We start from the raw sequence: 17,443 nt of genomic DNA on the forward strand, positions 1-17,443 counted from the left end.
CAGGGGGCGGGGGATGCGGGGTGGGGCGGGGCCGAGGGGTGGGGTTCGCCGGGCCGGGGCGGGGGCCCCTGCCAGGGGGCGGGGGATGCGGGGTGGGGCGGGGCCGAGGGGTGGGGTTCGCCGGGCCGGGGCGGGGGCCCCTGCCAGGGGGCGGGGGATGCGGGGTGGGGCGGGGCCGAGGGGTGGGGTTCGCCGGGCCGGGGCGGGGGCCCCTGCCAGGGGGCGGGGGATGCGGGGTGCGGCAGGGCCGGGGGCCTGTCGGGCTCGCCTATGCCTGGGACGGGCGCACGCTACCCGTGTCGAGGGGGGCTCCCCTGCCCCCTACCCCTCAGCCACGGCTGGCCCCGGCAGCCCGCCCGGCTCGTCCGGCCCGTCCGGGCTGCCGGTTGCCGTCGACGGGGCCGGAGGGGCTGGCGGGACGGGACAGGGCGCACCCCACCGGGGCGGGGGGCAAAGGCCGTACCCACCCCCGCTGACGCGACTGACGCGGCTCAGCCGCGACTCGTACCGGCCGCCCGCCCGGCCCGTCCCGGCTGCCTGTTGCCGTCGGCGGACGGCGGGGCCTCCCGGTGCATCAGCTGCCGTACGACCTTGACGAGCTCGGCCGGCTCGAAGGGCTTGGCCAGGAACGCGTCCACACCGGACGCGAGCCCGGTCTCGACCTCGTACTGCGTACAGGCACTGATGATCGCGAGCGGCAGATGCCGCGTACGCGCGTCCGCCCGCAGCCGCGCGGCCGTACGCAACCCGTCGAGCCGAGGCATCACGACGTCCAGAGTGATGACATCCGGACAGACCCGGTGCACCACTTCCAGACACTCGGCACCATCGGCCGCGGTCACGACCTCGAAGCCCTCCAGCTCGAGGTTGACCCTGATCAACTGCCGGATCACCTTGTTGTCGTCGACAACAAGCACCCGGCCGGACACGCCTGACACATCTTGAGGTTAGGTCCGCGAACGTCGCCGCGTCCGGGTTTTCCCCACTTCCGCCCCCTGCGGGGGACCCGACCCCCACGGGCCACGCGAAATACCTGTTCACAGCCACCCCACGAGAGCTGGTAGTGTTCAACCCGTCGCCGCCAAGCGCGGTGAACGCCCCCGTAGCTCAGGGGATAGAGCAACGGCCTCCGGAGCCGTGTGCGCAGGTTCGAATCCTGCCGGGGGCACCTTGTATTGGGTGCCCGAAGACCCCGCCGCCAGCTTCATTGCTGGGTGCGGGGTCTTTTTGCGTGCGGCGCCGGACGCCCCAGGGCAGCGTCACACCAGAGATCACGTGGTACGGGCGTGATGACCCTGACGCCCAAGACTCACACGCCCGCACAGCACACGCCGGCCAAGAAGGCCGCCGCGTCGGGACGGCACCCTCCCGTCGGACCGAGCGCAGGAGCCGGTATCAAGGCACCTGAATCACCCACTCGCCCTCGCGGACATCCTTCAAAACCCGCCGGGCGAGCCGCTGTTCACGTGAGCGCCTGCAGCGCCTGGCCTCTGCCTGGCTCAGACTTTTCTCTACTTCATCAACGCACGCGCACGGCGCGGGCGCGCGCCGCCTCTGCGGCGCGGCCTGCCTCCTGTCTCCGCCCCCGGCTGCCCGCCCCCGGCGACTGCGGGCGCGAGGTGGGAGACGCCCTCTGTGGCGGTCGGCTCGCCGGCCTTAGGCAGCCACTTTTGGGCGATCCCCTCATGGCCGCAACGTCTTGCCTTAACGGGCAGGTCCACACACTGCCCAACTCACCAGAAGCTTGAAGGGACATGATCACTCGCCCCAAATTGCTCCAGCCCAAGCCGCTACGCCGACCTAAATTCCGAAACCGCAGGCAGTCGCTCCCGCCCCGGACTACGCTCTCACGGCATGACCACAGCACAGCCCGTAGGGTTCTGGAGCTACACGCATCGCGATGATCAATTGGACGGCGGGCGTATCACGCGTCTATCTGAGCGCATCGCCAGCGCTTTCGAGATTATTACCGGTGACCCACTCGGAATCTTTCTCGATAAGAGGTCGATCGAATGGGGTGACGCGTGGAGGGTGCGGCTCGATTCGGCCCTGACTAGCACCACTTTCCTGATTCCGATCATTACGCCAAAATTTCTTAAGAGTCAAGAATGCAGGCGTGAGGTGATCACGTTTTCCGGGCATGCGGCCAGCCTCGGGCTGCATGAGCTCTTGCTGCCCATCCATTACGTAAACGTCCCTCAGTTGACCCAAGGAGCTGAGGGCCAGCCCGCCGATGAGGTGGTCGAGATCCTCGCTCGACGGCAGTGGGTGGACTGGCGCGAGCTTCGCTTGGATGACGAGGAGTCACCCGCGTATCGCCAAGCGGTACACGAGCTTGCTCTCCGACTTGCCGAAATTATCGAGACGGCACCTCCCCCAATGCCGGTAGAGGTGACTCCGTCGAGTCAAGATGACGAAGAGCTTCCTGGCTTCATCGAGATCATGGCAGAAATGGAGGGGGCGCTACCGACCTGGCAAGATACCATTCAAAGATTCGCCGAGATCATCACGCTCATCGGTGAGGAGACGCAATGGGCCGCTGGCGAAATGACCGCCTCCGATTCTAGAGGAGGAGGCTTCGCGGGCCGCATGCGCGTGACCCAAGCGCTAGCCACCCGGCTATCTGGCCCCGCGGAAGAAGTCGACGCTCTCGGGGCCAAATATTGGACCGAGTTGGCCGCAATCGACCCGGGAGTCATCGGCTTCATCAGGCGGATTGCAGAAGAGGATCTTTCTGCCGAGGACAAGCAGGTTGCCCGGGACTTCTTCAAGGAAGTCGAACAACTTGTAAGTGCGACCCGTGAATCAGCGATGCAACTCCAAGGCTTCTCAGACAGCGTCGGAGAAGCTGCACAGGGGAGCAGTCGCCTGAGGCCGCAGTTCAGGAAAATTCAAGCTGCGGTTCAGAAAGTCATCGACAGCCGGACGATCGTTGATGAGTGGAGCCGCATGATCGATGACATTGATATCGGAGACGACGACCAGCCGTAGGACGAAGAGGAGCAGGCTCTCACAACTCGCCGAATGAGTCGTTCTTAGCGTGCTTGATCCTTTAGGTTACCCGAGACCGGGCAAGCGCTTGCTCCTTCTAGCCGATGGTCGAGGTCCCCTGGACTACCTGGGGCTGACAGACAGGCGCCGTTCGCAGCCTCTGCAAGGCTACGAACGGCGCTGCGGTCTGAGAGCCCGACGAGCCATGCGCTCATCAGAAGCTTCGAGCCACTCTTCCCAGCGAGCTCAGCCCACGCCCTCCTCAACCGCCTCAAAAATGTCCGCATCAGTTTCCCGCTGCCACTCCGGCAGTTCGGGCCAGTCGGCCACATAGCCCGGCTTCGGGTCCTTGAAGTGGTGGTACATCTGGGCCGTCCAGCATGTGGCGACGAAGCGGCTCTTCTGTTCGCGGGAGAGGCGGGAAGCGTGGCCGCCGGTCAGTTCCAGGAACTGGCGGATCTGGGCGTGTACCGCCCCGGCGGCGGTGCGCTCCCACTCGGGGGTGTCGTCCCACGGCGTCACGTAGCCGGCCTTCGGTTCGCCGGGGAAGTGTTTGCGTACACCGGCGATCCACGCCTCACGGAACAGCCGCGCGCCCTCGGTCTGCGACATGCCGACCCCTCTCGTCACCTCGTGCTCAGTGCGCTGATCTCGGCACCCAGCTCGGCAATGCGGTGGTCGCGGCCAAGGGGCTCGAACTCAGCTTGCAGGGACTGGAGTCTACGGGCGACGTAGCCGGAGGATGACTGCTTCGCCAGCCGCAGGGCCTCGCCCGCGAACGCAACCACCTGGTCCGGGTCGCGACGCTTCGCGCCGATGGCGGCCAGGTCCGTCAGCACCGCGCCCCGGCGCCTGTACGACTGGCCCTGGGAAAGGGCTTCCTGGTCCAGTGCGCTCCTCAGCGCCTGCTCGGCCAGGTCCAGTCTGCCGAGCCTGACGTATCGGGCACCCCGCTCCTCCGCCAGGCGCGAGCCGTCGAAACGGAGCCAGCCGCCGTTGTGCACAGGTGCGGGCAGCTCCAGCACCTTCTCGGCCTCCGCCAGGGCCCGCTCGCATCCGTCCAGGTCACCGAGACCGGCGTACACCTCCGCCTGGACGGCAGAGACCCAATGCCGCGTCGACAGGTGGGTGTCACCCTTCCGCGCCACTCGGGCTGCGGCCGAGAGGACATCGGCGGCCTCGCCGTACCGGTGGTCGTACAGGTCTACGTACGCGTGCCGCACGAGGGCGCATGCCCAGAGGTCGAACGATCCGGCCCCGTGACTGGCCGAGGCGGCCAAGTTGTACGAAGCTGCGGCGTCCGAGTACTGGTTCCTGTCGAACGCGAGCTCCCCGGCGAGCTGGAAGAGGTCGCCCGCCGCCCCGCAGAGCTCTTGGGCCTCGGCCCGCCTGCGACCGTTCAAGCAGTCCTTCAGCGCCGCGAGCTGATCGCGCACGATCGGGGCAACAGGGCCCTTCGAGCGGGCCAGTTGATACACCTGCCACAGGTGGTCGTTCATCCGAAGGAAGTCGGCGGAGGCGCCTCGACGCACCCCCTCCGCGAGCGCTTCCGTCTCGTCGTCGGTCAGGGCCAGCAAGGCTCCCGTCACGGCAATCACGCGCAGGAATTCGCGTCGGATCATGTCGTCAGTGCCCCCCGGGGCGTCATGGTCGCTTCGCGACGACCGCGCGGGCTCCTGGAGGGCGGCTCGTGGCTGGGCCACCAGGGCGTCAAGTTCAGCAAGGTCGACTTGCAGAAGCTCGGCCAGCTTCGGGCGCAGCAGAGGCTGGAGCTCCGTCTTTCCGGTTTCCCAGCGGCCGACCGTGGTGCGGTCGACGCCAAGCGCATGAGCAAGAGCTTCTTGACTGAAACCCAGGACTTTCCGCCGCTCGGCAAGGCCCACAGCGGCTCCTTTCCCGCCTCGCTCCGCCCGTGTCCGGCGGTGCATCGGATCTGCATCAAGAGTGCCGCATGGACGCCGTGGAGATCTCCAACTCCGCACGGTCTGCTTGGTGTTGACAGGCGAACGAGCCGGACAACGCCATAAGGGTGCAGGCATGAAAGCACAGAACTCGGTGAGATCAGGAAGCGCTGAGCCGCCACTCGACCTGAAGGTCGTGGACGACATGGTGAACGACCTCCTGGCGGCCGGACGCACTACATCGGACCGCATGCGAGTCAGCTCACTCACCAGGAAGGCGATCGGTGCTCTTGAGCTGCTCCTGGCCGAGGATCTGGGATTCGACGACGACCCTTTGGTTCGCGGCCTGTACCGCGAGGCGTACGGGCTGATGGATCTGAGCCGCCGGCCCGGGCCGGACAGGCCGCTTCGGGACGCGTACCAGTACATGCGCTCCATCGGTGAAGTCGCCGAGCGCCTTGCCGCAGTTTGTCGCGCCCGACTTCTTGAAAGGAGCCTCCATTTGATTGTCGATGAACCGCACAAGCTGCCCAAGGCCGTCCGCGCCATGATCCAGCCCAACGACCACAGACTGCTCGCCCATCGACACGGCTGCACGTTGTGGGAAGTGGAGCTGAGCAACGGCCGACACCTCGCGAAGGTGGGCTGGCCCGCCGCACCCGACCGCGCCTGGACCGCCTCGGCCCCTGCCCGTGAAGGTGCCGTCCTCCGCCGGCTCGGCGCCTTCGCGGTCTACGGCGTGTGGGAACACGGCACCTGGAACGTCCAGACCTGGCGGGAGGGTGTGGACCTGTGGGATACGTGGAAGCCGTATCGGGCGGCCGACGCAACGCCCGAAGTCTCCCTCGCGGAAGCAGCTGCTTGCGCTTCGGCAGTGGCTGAACTCCACGCCCGGGGCTGGATCCACGGCAATATCCGGCCCGCTCACCTTCTGCTGAGCGACGAGAAGGTGGCAGTGATCGATCTCGCCCTGGCACAGGGGCATGTCCTCCCGCCCGCCTACGACTTCGCGTACCCAGGCTGCCTGGTGCACTACGAGGCCCCAGAGATCGCCCGGAGTGTTCTGGCAACCGGCACCGCCAAGCCCACGTTCGCGTCCGACGTCTACGCCCTGGGAGCTTCCTTGCTGGTCTCGGCGACCGGGGTGAGGGCCGTCCCGTACGACGACGACGCGGATCGCAGTGTGCAGCGTCAGGCTGTCGCGGACGGCAGGCGGCACGAGGTCGAGCTACCGGGTGTCCTCGGCAAGACCATTGAGGCAATGCTGAGCCATCACCCCGGCGACCGCCCCACCATCCACGATGTGCACTTGGCCCTCATGTTCAGCGCGCGGTGAGGTTTGGAGCAACCCCCGACGCTCCTACGCATCCCCGCCCCGGAACGTGGACGCCTCGCCGCCCGGCAACTGCGCCTCGCACTGCTCCGACGACTCATAGGCTGGCCCCAGGCAGTACGAGAGAGGTGACGGCGTGAACGCTGAAGAGGCCCGGCACGTGGATGCCGTATTGCGGCACATGGGCCTTCCCGGGGTCGTCGCCCCGGAGGACCGGAGAACCCGGCGGGGCCGTGGCGTGTGTACGACCACGTCGCCCCCGACACCCGCAAGGACACGACCGCCGACGCGCTGGTGAGCCTCGCACAAGCCTTCCGCGCGGGTCGGCCGCTTCCCCTGCTCCCGCCCGAGCAGCCCAAGCCCGGCCCAACTCCTGGCTTCGCCAGCCCGCCCAAGAACGCCTGAGCCGCCCCACCTTCAACCCCGGCCCGCATCCACACCCCGAACGCAGACCGGGGCCCGACCCCGTGAAGGGGCTACCGCGGCGGCACCGGCCGGTCGTACACATTGCGCGGTGTCACGATCTGCGTGATCGCCCGCGCAACCAGCGACGTCGGCTCCTGGCCCTGGTACGTGATGTCCGTGTTCAGCAGCACCACCAGCGTCGCCTTCTGGGACGGCAGGTAGACCGTCACGGACTCGTAGCCCGGGATGGAGCCGTTGTGGCCGGTCCAGCCGCCGCTCTTGAAGATGCCCAGGCCGTAGCTCGTACCGGGGTAGCCCGTGGGGAGTGTCTTGAGGCGCTGCTTCTGGGTCTCCGGGGTGAGCAGTGTGCCCGTGGCGACGATCTTGGCCCAGCGGCGTAGGTCCTGGAGGTTCGAGATCATGGCTCCTGCCGTCCAGGCCCAGCTGGGGTTCCAGTCGGTGGAGTCCTCGATGTCGCCGCTCAGCGTCTGGTTGGTGTAGCCGCGGGCGTGCGGCTTGGGGAACTCGGGGCCCTTGGGGAACAGGGTGTGGTCCAGGTGGGCCGGGCGGACTACCCGCTTTTCGATGAAGTCGGCCGCGCGCAGGCCGCTGACCTTCTCGATCACCAGGCCGAGGAGGACCAGGTTGCTGTTGGAGTACTGGAACTGCGTGCCCGGCGCGAAGGTGTTCTTGTGCTTGTAGCCGTACGCGAGGACCTCGTGCGGCGTGAACGTACGGCTCGGGTCGCTCAGCAGGTCGTGTTCGAAGTCCGGGTCGCTGGTGTACGGGAAGAGGCCGCTGCGCATCTCGGCGAGGTGGCGCAGGGTGATCCGGCGGCCGTTCGGCACGCCTCGGATGTAGGTGGAGATCGGGTCGTCCAGGCGGACCCGGTGGTCGTCCACCAGCTTGAGCAGCGCCGTTACCGTGAAGGTCTTCGTCTCGCTGCCGATCCGCGTGAAGAAGTCGGTGCTCATCGGCCTACCGGTGGTCGTGTCGGCCACCCCGGTCGCGCGGACATAGTTCCCCTTGCCCGGCATCCACAGTCCGACCACGACGCCGGGGATGTCGGCCTGCCGGCGGACGTCCTCGATGGCCTTGTCCAGCCGGGCGGTCAGCTCTGGGCCGAGGCCGTCCGACGGGCACCTGTCCGGCCCGTACCGGTCACACCCCACCGCGTGGGAGGCAATGGCAGGCGTCGCTGCCGTCGGGGCCAGTACGGACGCCACCAGCAGCGCGGCGGCGAACAGACGTCGGGAGGGGGTACGTCTCATATCGGGGCGTCTCATGTGGGGGCGTCTCTTCCGGATCGGGGCTGGGGAAGCAACGCCACCATCCGGACCCAGGAGAGAGACCCCCGTGCCGTACGCGTCCCTGCGAGTCCACTCGTTCGGGCCTACGTCGAACGTTCGGCCCCATCGGCGCGCATGTCACGCCGGTCCGCCGCGCGCCCCCTCACCCCTCCCCGGTGTCCACCCCGGTGTCCACCCCGGTGTCCACCCCGACGTCCTCCCCCCACAGCTCCGGATTCGCCGCCACGAACTCCCGCATCAGCGACCGGCATTCATCGTCGTCCACCACCACGATCTCCACCCCGCACTCCCCCAGCCACTCACGCCCGCCCCCGAACGTGGACGCCTCGCCGATCACCACCCGGGTGATGCCGAACTGGCGGACCAGGCCGCTGCAGTACCAGCAGGGGGACAGGGTCGTCACCATCGTCGTGCCGCGGTATGTCCGCCGGCGGCCCGCCGCGCGGAACGCCGCCGTCTCCGCGTGCATCGAGGGGTCGTCGTCCTGGACGCGGCGGTTGCGGCCGCGGCCCAGGAGGCGGCCGTCCGCGCCGTAGAGCGCGGCGCCGATCGGGATGCCTCCCTCGGCCAGCCCGGCTCGCGCCTCCTGGACCGCTACGGGGAGCAGGGCACGTGCTGCCGCCAGTTCCATCACGTCATTGTGGCCTCGCTGTGCGTCCGCGCGAGGCGTACGAGCCGTACGAGCGTCGTCCGGACGCCCCGGATCACGAATTACGTGTTCGGGCGCTTCCCATGGTTCGCGCTCTTCTTCTTCCGCGCCCGACGCTTGTTGCCTCGCTTCGACATGGCCCTCGTCTCCCTACGTAAGGTCTGCAATAGGCCTGTAATAGCCTATTTTGCCCTACCTTACGTTCCGCCCCTCCCCCTCACACCTCGAACTCGAACCGGTACCCCATCCCCGGCGCCGTCACCAGATACCTCGGGTGCGACGGGTCCGCCTCCAGCTTGCGGCGGAGTTGGGCCATGTATACGCGGAGGTAGTTGGTCTGGGTGCGGTACGTCGGGCCCCAGACCTCCTGGAGCAGTTGGCGTTGGGTGACCAGGCGGCCCCGGTGGCGGATCAGTACCTCCAGGAGGTGCCATTCCGTCGGCGTGAGGCGTACGGGGGCGCCGTCGCGGGTCGCCTTCTTCGCCAGGAGGTCCAGGGTGAAGGCCGGGGTCGACACCCGGCCCGGGGCCCCCGACCCCGGCTCCGCCCGTGCCGTCCCGGTCCCGTCCCCCCGCCGCGTCACCGCCCTCAGCCGCGCCACGAGCTCGTCCATGCTGAACGGCTTCGTGATGTAGTCGTCCGCGCCCGCGTCCAGCGCCTCCACCTTCTCGTCCGAGGTGCTCCTGGCCGACACCACCAGGATCGGGGCCCTCGACCAGCGGCGCAGTGTGCGCATCACGTCGATGCCGTCCATGTCCGGCAGGCCCAGGTCCAGGAGCACCGCGTCCGGTGGGTTCGCGGCGGCCAGGGTGAGGGCGCTCTCGCCGTCGGGGGCCGCGTCCACGTCGTACCGGCGTGCTCTGAGGTTGATCTCCAGCGCCCGTACGAGCTGCGGCTCGTCCTCCACCACCAGCACCCTTGTCATGAGCCCGCCCCCTCCGCCGCCGCCAGTCCCGCCCCCGCCCCTAAGCCCGTCACTTCCCCGCTGCCTCCCTCAGTGCGATGTTCAGCTTCAGGACGTTGACGCGCGGCTCGCCGATGAAGCCGAGGATCCGGCCGGTGGTGTTGTCCGCGACCAGCTTCTCCACCTCCGCCACCGGCAGGCCGTTCACCTGCGCCACCCGGTGGATCTGGAGCTTCGCGTACGCCGGGGAGATGTCGGGGTCCAGGCCCGAGCCCGAGGAGGTGACCGCCTCGGCGGGGACGTCGGACGGCTCGACCTTGTACGTCGGGGTCGAGTTGACCCGTACCACCGCCGCCTTCGCGTCCTTCACCTGCTGGATGAGCTTGTCGTTGTCGCCGGAGAGGTTGGTCGCGCCCGACACGATCAGGTCGTACTGGGTGTTGATCCCGTTCGCCTTGTTGGAGCCGAGGCCGTTGGACGGGCGCGGCTGGAACCAGTGCGGGTCCGGGCGGGCCGCCTCCTCGGCGTCGGAGGGGTTCTTCTTGGGGAGGTCGTAGCGCTGGCCGATCAGTTCCGAACCGACCACCCTGCCCTGCGACTTGATCTCCGAGCCGTTGGCCTTGCCGCCGAGGGCGGCCTGGGCTATGCCGGTGACGGCGAGCGGGTACAGGACGCCGCAGATCACCGTGAGGACCAGCAGGGCGCGCAGGCCCGCGCCGATCAACCGGGCGGTGTTTCCAACTGAGTTGTTCATCGCAGGTCAGCCGATTCCGGGGATGAGGGAGATGATCAGGTCGATGAGCTTGATGCCGATGAACGGGGCGATGAGGCCGCCGAGGCCGTAGATCCCGAGGTTGCGGCGGAGCATCCTGTCGGCGCTGGTGGGCTTGTACTGGACGCCCTTGAGGGCGAGCGGGACGAGCGCGATGATGATCAGGGCGTTGAAGACGACCGCCGAGAGGATCGCCGACTCGGGGCTGTGCAGGCTCATGATGTTGAGCTTGTCCAGGCCGGGGTAGACCACCGCGAACATCGCCGGGATGATCGCGAAGTACTTCGCCACGTCGTTGGCGATGGAGAACGTGGTCAGCGCGCCCCGGGTGATCAGCAACTGCTTGCCGATCTCCACGATCTCGATCAGCTTGGTCGGGTTGGAGTCGAGGTCGACCATGTTGCCGGCCTCCTTGGCGGCCGACGTGCCCGTGTTCATGGCCACGCCCACGTCCGCCTGCGCCAGCGCGGGGGCGTCGTTGGTGCCGTCCCCGGTCATCGCGACCAGCTTGCCGCCGGCCTGCTCGCGCTTGATCAGAGCCATCTTGTCCTCGGGGGTGGCCTCGGCGAGGAAGTCGTCCACGCCCGCCTCCTGGGCGATGGCCTTGGCGGTCAGCGGGTTGTCACCCGTGATCATGACCGTCTTGATACCCATCCGGCGCAGCTCCTCGAACCGCTCCCGCATGCCCTCCTTGACGACGTCCTTCAGGTGGATGACGCCCAGTACGCGGGCGCCTTCAGCATCTTCCAGAGCCACCAGCAGCGGCGTGCCACCAGCCTGGGAAATCCGGTCGGTGAGCGCCTGGGCGTCCTGGGAAACACTGCCGCCCCGCTCCTTCACCCACGCCACGACCGAACCCGCCGCGCCCTTGCGGATCCTGCGCCCGTCCACGTCCACGCCCGACATACGGGTCTGGGCGGTGAAGGCGATCCACTCGGCGCCCACGAGTTCGCCCTGGTGGCGCTCGCGCAGCCCGTACTTCTCCTTGGCGAGGACCACGATGGAGCGGCCCTCGGGGGTCTCGTCGGCCAGCGAGGAGAGCTGGGCGGCGTCCGCCACCTCGGCCTCGGTCGTCCCGCGTACGGGTACGAACTCGGACGCCTGGCGGTTGCCCAGGGTGATCGTGCCGGTCTTGTCCAGGAGCAGCGTCGAGACGTCGCCCGCCGCTTCCACCGCGCGGCCCGACATCGCCAGTACGTTGCGCTGGACCAGGCGGTCCATGCCCGCGATGCCGATCGCGGAGAGCAGCGCGCCGATCGTCGTCGGGATGAGGCAGACCAGCAGGGCTGCCAGCACGATCATCGACTGCTCGGCGCCCGCGTACTTCGCGAACGGCTGGAGGGTGACCACCGCCAGCAGGAACACGATCGTCAGCGACGCGAGCAGGATGTTGAGCGCGACCTCGTTCGGTGTCTTCTGGCGCGCCGCGCCCTCGACCAGGTTGATCATCCGGTCGATGAACGTCTCACCCGGCTTCGTCGTGATCTTGATGACCACCCGGTCGGAGAGGACCTTCGTGCCCCCGGTCACGGCGCTTCGGTCGCCGCCGGACTCGCGGATCACCGGCGCGGACTCACCCGTGATCGCGGACTCGTCGACGGAGGCGACGCCCTCGACGACGTCACCGTCGCCGGGGATGATGTCGCCCGCCTCGCAGACCACGAGGTCGCCGATGCGCAGCTCGGTGCCGGGCACCCGCTCCTCGACAGAGCCGTTGAGGCGGCGGGCGACCGTGTCCGTCTTGGCCTTGCGCAGGGTGTCGGCCTGCGCCTTGCCCCGGCCCTCCGCGACCGCCTCCGCGAGGTTCGCGAAGACCGTGGTCAGCCACAGCCAGCCCGCGATCGCCCAGCCGAACCAGTCCCCCGGGTCCTTGACCGCCAGGATCGTGGTCAGGACCGATCCGATCTCGACTACGAACATCACGGGTGACTTGACCATCACCCGGGGATCCAGCTTCCTGACCGCGTCCGGGAAGGACTTCAGGAGCTGCTTGGGGTCGAACAGGCCCCCGCCGACCTTCCCCTGGTCCTTGTGACCGGTGGGGACGTCGCTGTGCGGGGCACGCGTGGGAGTGACAGTGGACATGGAGCCGGGCTCCTCGGACTTCAGGTTCGTGGTCATGACGCCAGCCCCTCGGCCAGCGGTCCCAGCGCGAGCGCCGGGAAGTAGGTCAGACCGGTGACGATCAGGATCGTTCCGGTCAACAGGCCCGTGAACAGCGGCTTGTTGGTACGCAGCGTGCCCGCCGTCTCCGGGATCGGCTTCTGCTCGGCGAGCGAGCCAGCCAGGGCGAGCACGAACACCATCGGCAGGAACCGGCCGAGCAGCATGGCGAGGCCGATACTCGTGTTGAACCACTCGGTGTTGGCGTTCAGACCCGCGAACGCCGAGCCGTTGTTGTTGGCGCCCGAGGTGTACGCGTAGAGCACCTCGGAGAAGCCGTGCGCACCCGAGTTGGTCATCGAGTCGCGGGTCGAGGGCATCGCCATGGCGACCGCCGTGAACCCCAGGACCAGGGCCGGGGTGATCAGGATGTAGCAGGCCGCGAACTTGATCTCGCGGGTGCCGATCTTCTTGCCCAGGTACTCCGGCGTACGGCCCACCATCAGGCCCGCCAGGAACACCGCGATGATCGCCATGATCAGCATGCCGTACAGGCCCGAGCCGGTGCCGCCCGGCGCGATCTCGCCCAGCTGCATGCCCAGCATGGTGATACCGCCGCCGAAACCGGTCAGCGAGGAGTGGAAGCCGTCCACCGCGCCCGTGGAGGTCAGCGTGGAGGCGACCGCGAAGATCGAGGTGCCGCCGATGCCGAAGCGGGTCTCCTTGCCCTCCATCGCACCGCCGGCGATGTCGAACGCCGGTCCGTGGTGGGCGAATTCGGTCCACATCATCAAGGCGGTGAAGCCGACCCAGATGGTGACCATCGTGGCCAGGATCGCGTATCCCTGCCTGACGCTTCCGACCATCTTCCCGAACGTCCGCGTCAGCGCGAACGGGATCACCAGAATCAGGAAGATCTCGAACAGGTTGGAGAAGCCATTGGGGTTCTCGAAGGGGTGGGCGGAGTTGGCGTTGAAGTAACCGCCGCCATTCGTGCCCAGTTCCTTGATCGCCTCCTGGGAGGCCACCGCGCCGCCGTTCCACTGCTGCGAGCCGCCCATGAACTGACCGACTTCGTGAATACCGGCGAAGTTCTGGATGGCGCCGCACGCGACGAGCACGAGCGCGCCGATCACCGAGATCGGCAGCAGGATCCGCACGGTGCCGCGCACCAGGTCGGACCAGAAGTTGCCGAGCTCACCGGTACGCGAGCGGGCGAAGCCGCGCACCAGGGCGACCGCGACCGCGATGCCCACCGAGGCGGAGACGAAGTTCTGCACCGCCAGGCCGCCGGTCTGGACGACGTGGCCCATGGCCTGCTCGCCCGAGTACGACTGCCAGTTGGTGTTCGACACGAAGGACGCCGCCGTGTTGAACGCCTGGTCCGCCGGAATCGATACGAAACCGAGCGAACCCGGCAGATGGCCCTGGAGGCGCTGGAGCAGATAGAGGAAGAGGACGCTCACGGCCGAGAAGGCCAGGACGCCCCTCAGATACGCGGGCCAGCGCATCTGCGTGGAAGGGTTGGCGCCAACGGCCTTGTAGATCCACTTCTCGACGCGCAGATGCTTGTCGGAGGAGTAGACGCGGGCCATGTAGTCGCCCAGCGGCCGGTAGGACAGGCCCAGTGCCACCGCGAGCGCGGCGAACTGGAGCACACCGGAAAGAACAGGAGACATGGCGGGGCTCAGAACCTCTCCGGGTACACAAGGGCGAGGACGAGGTATCCCAGCAGGGCGACGGCCACGATCAGACCGACGATGTTCTCGGCAGTCACAGCTTCGCCACCCCCTTGGCGATGAGCGCCACCAACGCGAATACCGCGATCGTGGTGACGACGAAGGCCAGATCGGCCATCGTGAACTCCAGAACTGGAAGAGGCTCGGAAATGAGCGGGGAAATGTGCGGACCTCCAGAGCAAACCTCTCCGCGCCGCCTCCGCACGTTTCGTTGACGGGCCCCTTACGGCTACCGGCGCGTCCTTGACGCCTTTCATACGCGGTTTGCCATGCGGCGGGGCGGGGCGGCGTGCGAACCGCGTGAAGCGCTGCGAGAAGGCCGTCGAGCCGCGCCTGCATGGCTCGTACATAGACCTGGATTCCGTGGGGTGAGCCGGGCGGGCCCGCCCGTCCGCACCCCTCAGCGGAACTCCGCCAGCCGGGGCCGCAGGCCGAGGCCGATCAGCCCGGCCATCAGGACCAGGGCCGCCCCGGCCGTCGGGGCGAGGGTGGAGATCGCGTCCCGGCCCGAGGCGATCGCCTGGTCGTGGTGGCGGAGGTTGATCGCGGTCACCTCGTCCAGTGCCTTCATCCACGCCCCGAAGTGCGCTTTGACGCCTCCCTGACGCCCGGGGCCCGCGCGCTGACGGGATCTTGACGCGGCGTCAGGGAGCCATATGCCCGCCGTCAAGACTTACCGTGCGGGCATCAACGGTTCATCAACGGACGCCGACGGGCCCGGGCACGGTCCTTAGCGTCACGGGCATGAGAGCCATGGGACGACGGACACGCCTTTCCCCGACGGGCGCGGGTGACCGGCCGCCCGCGGTGTACGACCGGACCTGGGCGGGTGAGGCGCGCTCGGCGGCCGGGTGCGCGGCCGTGCTGCTCGGTCTGCTGCTGCTCATCGACACCGGCGCGGGCACCCTCACGCCCTGGCGCGCCGCGCTGTGGACGGGCCTGGCCGTGCTGCTGCTCCTGGTGCTGTGGCCGGCCCGGGTGTCGGCGGCCCCGGGATCGCTGGTCGCGCGCGGGCCGCTGCGGGCTCGGGCCGTGCGCACCGACCGGCTGGTGTCGGCGCGCTGGTCGGACGGGGTCGCCCAGCGCCTCGTCCTGCGCGACGCGGAGGGCGGCCGGGCCGAGATCGACCCCCGGGTGCTCATCGCCAACCCGCCGCTGTGGCGCCTGGTGGACGCGGGCGCCCGTACGAGCGTGGCGCGCGGGACGCTCCGCTGCGGCGAGACGGCACTGCGGCAGGTCTCGGCCCGGGTCGACCGGGAGACGGCCCGGGGGGTGTTCAGGGTGTCGGGCCTGAACTGAGAGTCGCCGCGGCACCGCACCTCCTGGGGGCGCGGGGAACCGCGCGACCGGCCACAGACGGCCCGCGGACGAATATCCGCACCTCCAGCGAAGCGCTCGTCACACTTTTATGTCCGGCTTCGTCAATTCCATGACAGTCGGAGCCCAGGCCACGCAGCGAGTGGCAGCCAGGAGAACAGTCATGGAAGCACGGATGCCGAGCCCGGCGACGCTCGTCCCGGGGGCGATGGAGGCCGTTCGGGGACTTCAGAAGGCGACCCACAGCGCCGGAGTGCCCGCCACCACGATGCACCTCGTCCATCTGCGCGCCAGCCAGATCAACGGATGCAGCGCCTGCGTCGACTCCGGCACCCGGTACGCGATGAAGGGCGGCGAGAGCGCGGAGCGCCTGTTCGCGGTGGCCGCCTGGCGCGAGACGCCGTACTTCACGGACGCCGAGCGGGCCGCGCTGGCCCTCACCGAGTCCGTCACCCGGCTCAACGACCGCGTCGAGCCGGTCCCCGACGACGTCTGGGACGAGGCCGCCCGGCACTACGAGGAGAAGCCGCTCGCGGCCCTGGTGCTGTGGATAGGCGTCAGCAACTTCTACAACCGCCTCAACGCGGCCACCCGCCAGCAGGGCGGCCAGACCTGGTGAATACCAACTTCCGGTTGCCGTACGGATTCTGACGCCTCATCCGATCTGTTCGACCTTGGCACCCGCGACACCGGTGCGGCATGCTCGCCGAGATCGACTCCGTACGACATCCATGCGCGACGCCGAGGTGGCACGAATGGCAACCGAGACAACCACCTGCTGCATAGTCGGGGGCGGGCCGGCCGGCGCGATGCTGGGGCTGCTGCTCGCCCGGGCCGGCATCGAGGTCACGGTCCTGGAGAAGCACCGGGACTTCCTGCGGGACTTCCGCGGCGACACGATCCACCCCTCCACCCTGGACGTCCTCGCCGAGCTGGGCCTCGCCGAGCGCTTCCTGGAGCTGCCGCACCGCACCACGCCGGGGATCAACATGGTCACCGACACCCGTGACGTACTCGTCGCCGACCAGCGGCTGCTGTCCGGCGCGTACCCGTACATCGCCTTCGTCCCCCAGTGGGACTTCCTCAACCTGCTCGCCGCCGAGGCCGCCAAGTACCCCAACTTCCATCTGAAGATGGGCGCGGAGGTGCACGGTCTGATCCGCGAGGGCGACACGGCCCGTGGCGTGCGCTACCGCGACGCCGAGGGCGAGCACGAGCTGCGCGCGGTCCTCACCGTGGCCGCCGACGGCCGCGACTCGGTGCTGCGCCGCCCGGCCGGGCTCGTCCCGCAGGGCTTCGGGGCGCCGATGGACGACCTGTGGTTCCGGATCCCCCGCGAGGAGAGCGACCCGCCGGACACCTTCATCCGCATGGGCCAGCAGGGCCTGCTCATCGGCATCTGCCGGGACACGTACTGGCAGTTCGCGTACGTCATCCCCAAGGGCCGGTACGCCGAGCTCCAGGCCGAGGGCATCGACTCACTGCGCAAGAGCGTGCGCGCACTGCTGCCGTGGATGGGCGACCGGCCGGACAAGATCGAGTTCTCGGACGCGCGGATGCTGGAGGTCCGGGTCGAGCGGCTGAGGCGGTGGTACCGGCCGGGGCTGCTGTTCATCGGGGACGCCGCGCACGCGATGTCGCCGGTCGGCGGGTTCGGGATCAACGTCGCCGTGCAGGACGCGGTGGCCACCGCCAACCTGCTGGCCGAACCGCTGCGGCGGGGCGCGGTGAGCACCGAGGAGCTGGCGGCCGTGCAGCGCCGGCGGCTGCCCGCGGCGGTCGCCATCCAGCGCATGCAGATCCTGCTCCAGAACCAGCTGATCGCGCCGACGCTGCACGGCACGCGCGAGTCCAAGCCGCCGCGGTTCCTGGCGGTAGCGGAGCATGTGCGGCCGATGCGGAAGCTGATCGCCCGGATGATCGGGTACGGGCCGCGGCCCGAGCACGTACGGACCCCCGAGCGGGTCTGAGACAACAGCCGCCGACGGGCGGGTACGGGCGCACAGCGCGCCCGTACCC

Annotated in this window: 18 protein-coding genes and 1 tRNA gene; 7 read left to right on the forward strand and 12 right to left on the reverse strand. The window is 68.7% G+C overall.

The annotated features are described in order from the left end of the window. Positions 1-491: 491 nt before the first annotated feature. Positions 492-929, reverse strand: a complete 438-nt coding sequence (locus ACFWA7_RS36570; protein WP_385540558.1) for a response regulator — start codon at positions 927-929, stop codon at positions 492-494. A gap of 167 nt (positions 930-1,096) precedes the next feature. Here ACFWA7_RS36570 and ACFWA7_RS36575 point away from each other — a divergent pair. Further along, positions 1,097-1,168: transfer RNA gene (locus ACFWA7_RS36575), tRNA-Arg, on the forward strand. Positions 1,169-1,854: 686 nt separating this feature from the next. Continuing rightward, positions 1,855-2,991: a TIR domain-containing protein gene (locus ACFWA7_RS36580; RefSeq protein ID WP_385827389.1), complete on the forward strand. Its 1,137-nt coding sequence runs from the start codon at positions 1,855-1,857 to the stop codon at positions 2,989-2,991. Positions 2,992-3,237: 246 nt separating this feature from the next. Here the strand turns inward: ACFWA7_RS36580 and ACFWA7_RS36585 are convergent, their stop codons facing one another. Both ACFWA7_RS36585 and ACFWA7_RS36590 read right to left on the reverse strand, forming a co-directional pair. After that, positions 3,238-3,603, reverse strand: a complete 366-nt coding sequence (locus ACFWA7_RS36585; protein ID WP_385827392.1) for a hypothetical protein — start codon at positions 3,601-3,603, stop codon at positions 3,238-3,240. 14 nt (positions 3,604-3,617) lie between these two features. Next, positions 3,618-4,874, reverse strand: coding sequence for a helix-turn-helix transcriptional regulator (locus tag ACFWA7_RS36590; protein WP_385827395.1), 1,257 nt, complete (start codon positions 4,872-4,874; stop codon positions 3,618-3,620). A gap of 154 nt (positions 4,875-5,028) precedes the next feature. Between ACFWA7_RS36590 and ACFWA7_RS36595 the strand changes: the two genes are divergently transcribed. Further along, positions 5,029-6,228: a protein kinase gene (locus tag ACFWA7_RS36595; RefSeq protein WP_385827397.1), complete on the forward strand. Its 1,200-nt coding sequence runs from the start codon at positions 5,029-5,031 to the stop codon at positions 6,226-6,228. 237 nt (positions 6,229-6,465) lie between these two features. Next, the gene (locus ACFWA7_RS36600; protein WP_385827399.1) at positions 6,466-6,630 is read left to right on the forward strand and encodes a hypothetical protein; all 165 of its coding nucleotides are present in this window, start codon (positions 6,466-6,468) and stop codon (positions 6,628-6,630) included. A 71-nt stretch (positions 6,631-6,701) separates the two neighbouring features. Here the strand turns inward: ACFWA7_RS36600 and ACFWA7_RS36605 are convergent, their stop codons facing one another. From ACFWA7_RS36605 to ACFWA7_RS36645, 9 genes are all read right to left on the reverse strand, one after another. Next, a complete protein-coding gene (locus ACFWA7_RS36605) occupies positions 6,702-7,901 on the reverse strand; it encodes a serine hydrolase domain-containing protein (RefSeq protein ID WP_385827401.1) in 1,200 nt (399 codons plus the stop codon). 181 nt (positions 7,902-8,082) lie between these two features. After that, complete coding sequence (locus ACFWA7_RS36610) at positions 8,083-8,571, reverse strand: nucleoside deaminase (RefSeq protein ID WP_385827403.1); 489 nt, start codon at positions 8,569-8,571, stop codon at positions 8,083-8,085. A gap of 80 nt (positions 8,572-8,651) precedes the next feature. After that, the gene (locus ACFWA7_RS36615; RefSeq protein WP_371657075.1) at positions 8,652-8,726 is read right to left on the reverse strand and encodes a 50S ribosomal protein bL37; all 75 of its coding nucleotides are present in this window, start codon (positions 8,724-8,726) and stop codon (positions 8,652-8,654) included. An 80-nt stretch (positions 8,727-8,806) separates the two neighbouring features. Further along, positions 8,807-9,514, reverse strand: coding sequence for a response regulator transcription factor (locus tag ACFWA7_RS36620; protein ID WP_385540497.1), 708 nt, complete (start codon positions 9,512-9,514; stop codon positions 8,807-8,809). A gap of 49 nt (positions 9,515-9,563) precedes the next feature. Next, positions 9,564-10,247 (reverse strand): potassium-transporting ATPase subunit C, encoded by a 684-nt coding sequence (locus tag ACFWA7_RS36625; RefSeq protein WP_385827405.1) that lies wholly within the window; start codon positions 10,245-10,247, stop codon positions 9,564-9,566. 6 nt (positions 10,248-10,253) lie between these two features. After that, positions 10,254-12,386, reverse strand: a complete 2,133-nt coding sequence (kdpB, locus tag ACFWA7_RS36630; RefSeq protein ID WP_385540493.1) for a potassium-transporting ATPase subunit KdpB — start codon at positions 12,384-12,386, stop codon at positions 10,254-10,256. Continuing rightward, positions 12,383-14,047 (reverse strand): potassium-transporting ATPase subunit KdpA, encoded by a 1,665-nt coding sequence (gene kdpA / locus ACFWA7_RS36635; RefSeq protein WP_385540491.1) that lies wholly within the window; start codon positions 14,045-14,047, stop codon positions 12,383-12,385. Before kdpA ends, kdpB begins: the two co-directional genes overlap by 4 nt. 8 nt (positions 14,048-14,055) lie before the next feature. Next, positions 14,056-14,145 (reverse strand): K(+)-transporting ATPase subunit F, encoded by a 90-nt coding sequence (gene kdpF, locus ACFWA7_RS36640; RefSeq protein ID WP_063801986.1) that lies wholly within the window; start codon positions 14,143-14,145, stop codon positions 14,056-14,058. Positions 14,146-14,507: 362 nt separating this feature from the next. After that, the gene (locus ACFWA7_RS36645) at positions 14,508-14,678 is read right to left on the reverse strand and encodes a hypothetical protein (protein ID WP_385540489.1); all 171 of its coding nucleotides are present in this window, start codon (positions 14,676-14,678) and stop codon (positions 14,508-14,510) included. A 173-nt stretch (positions 14,679-14,851) separates the two neighbouring features. Here ACFWA7_RS36645 and ACFWA7_RS36650 point away from each other — a divergent pair, with 173 nt between their 5' ends. The 3 genes from ACFWA7_RS36650 (at position 14,852) to ACFWA7_RS36660 (ending at position 17,394) form a co-directional block, all read left to right on the forward strand. Beyond that, the gene (locus ACFWA7_RS36650; protein ID WP_385540487.1) at positions 14,852-15,406 is read left to right on the forward strand and encodes a hypothetical protein; all 555 of its coding nucleotides are present in this window, start codon (positions 14,852-14,854) and stop codon (positions 15,404-15,406) included. 181 nt (positions 15,407-15,587) lie between these two features. Then, positions 15,588-16,043, forward strand: a complete 456-nt coding sequence (locus tag ACFWA7_RS36655) for a carboxymuconolactone decarboxylase family protein (protein WP_385827407.1) — start codon at positions 15,588-15,590, stop codon at positions 16,041-16,043. A 136-nt stretch (positions 16,044-16,179) separates the two neighbouring features. Further along, positions 16,180-17,394 (forward strand): FAD-dependent oxidoreductase, encoded by a 1,215-nt coding sequence (locus ACFWA7_RS36660; RefSeq protein WP_385827409.1) that lies wholly within the window; start codon positions 16,180-16,182, stop codon positions 17,392-17,394. The last annotated feature ends 49 nt before the right edge of the window (positions 17,395-17,443 follow it).

Origin of the sequence: Streptomyces sp. NPDC059994 (assembly GCF_042737755.1) — a bacterium.
Classification (GTDB): domain Bacteria; phylum Actinomycetota; class Actinomycetes; order Streptomycetales; family Streptomycetaceae; genus Streptomyces.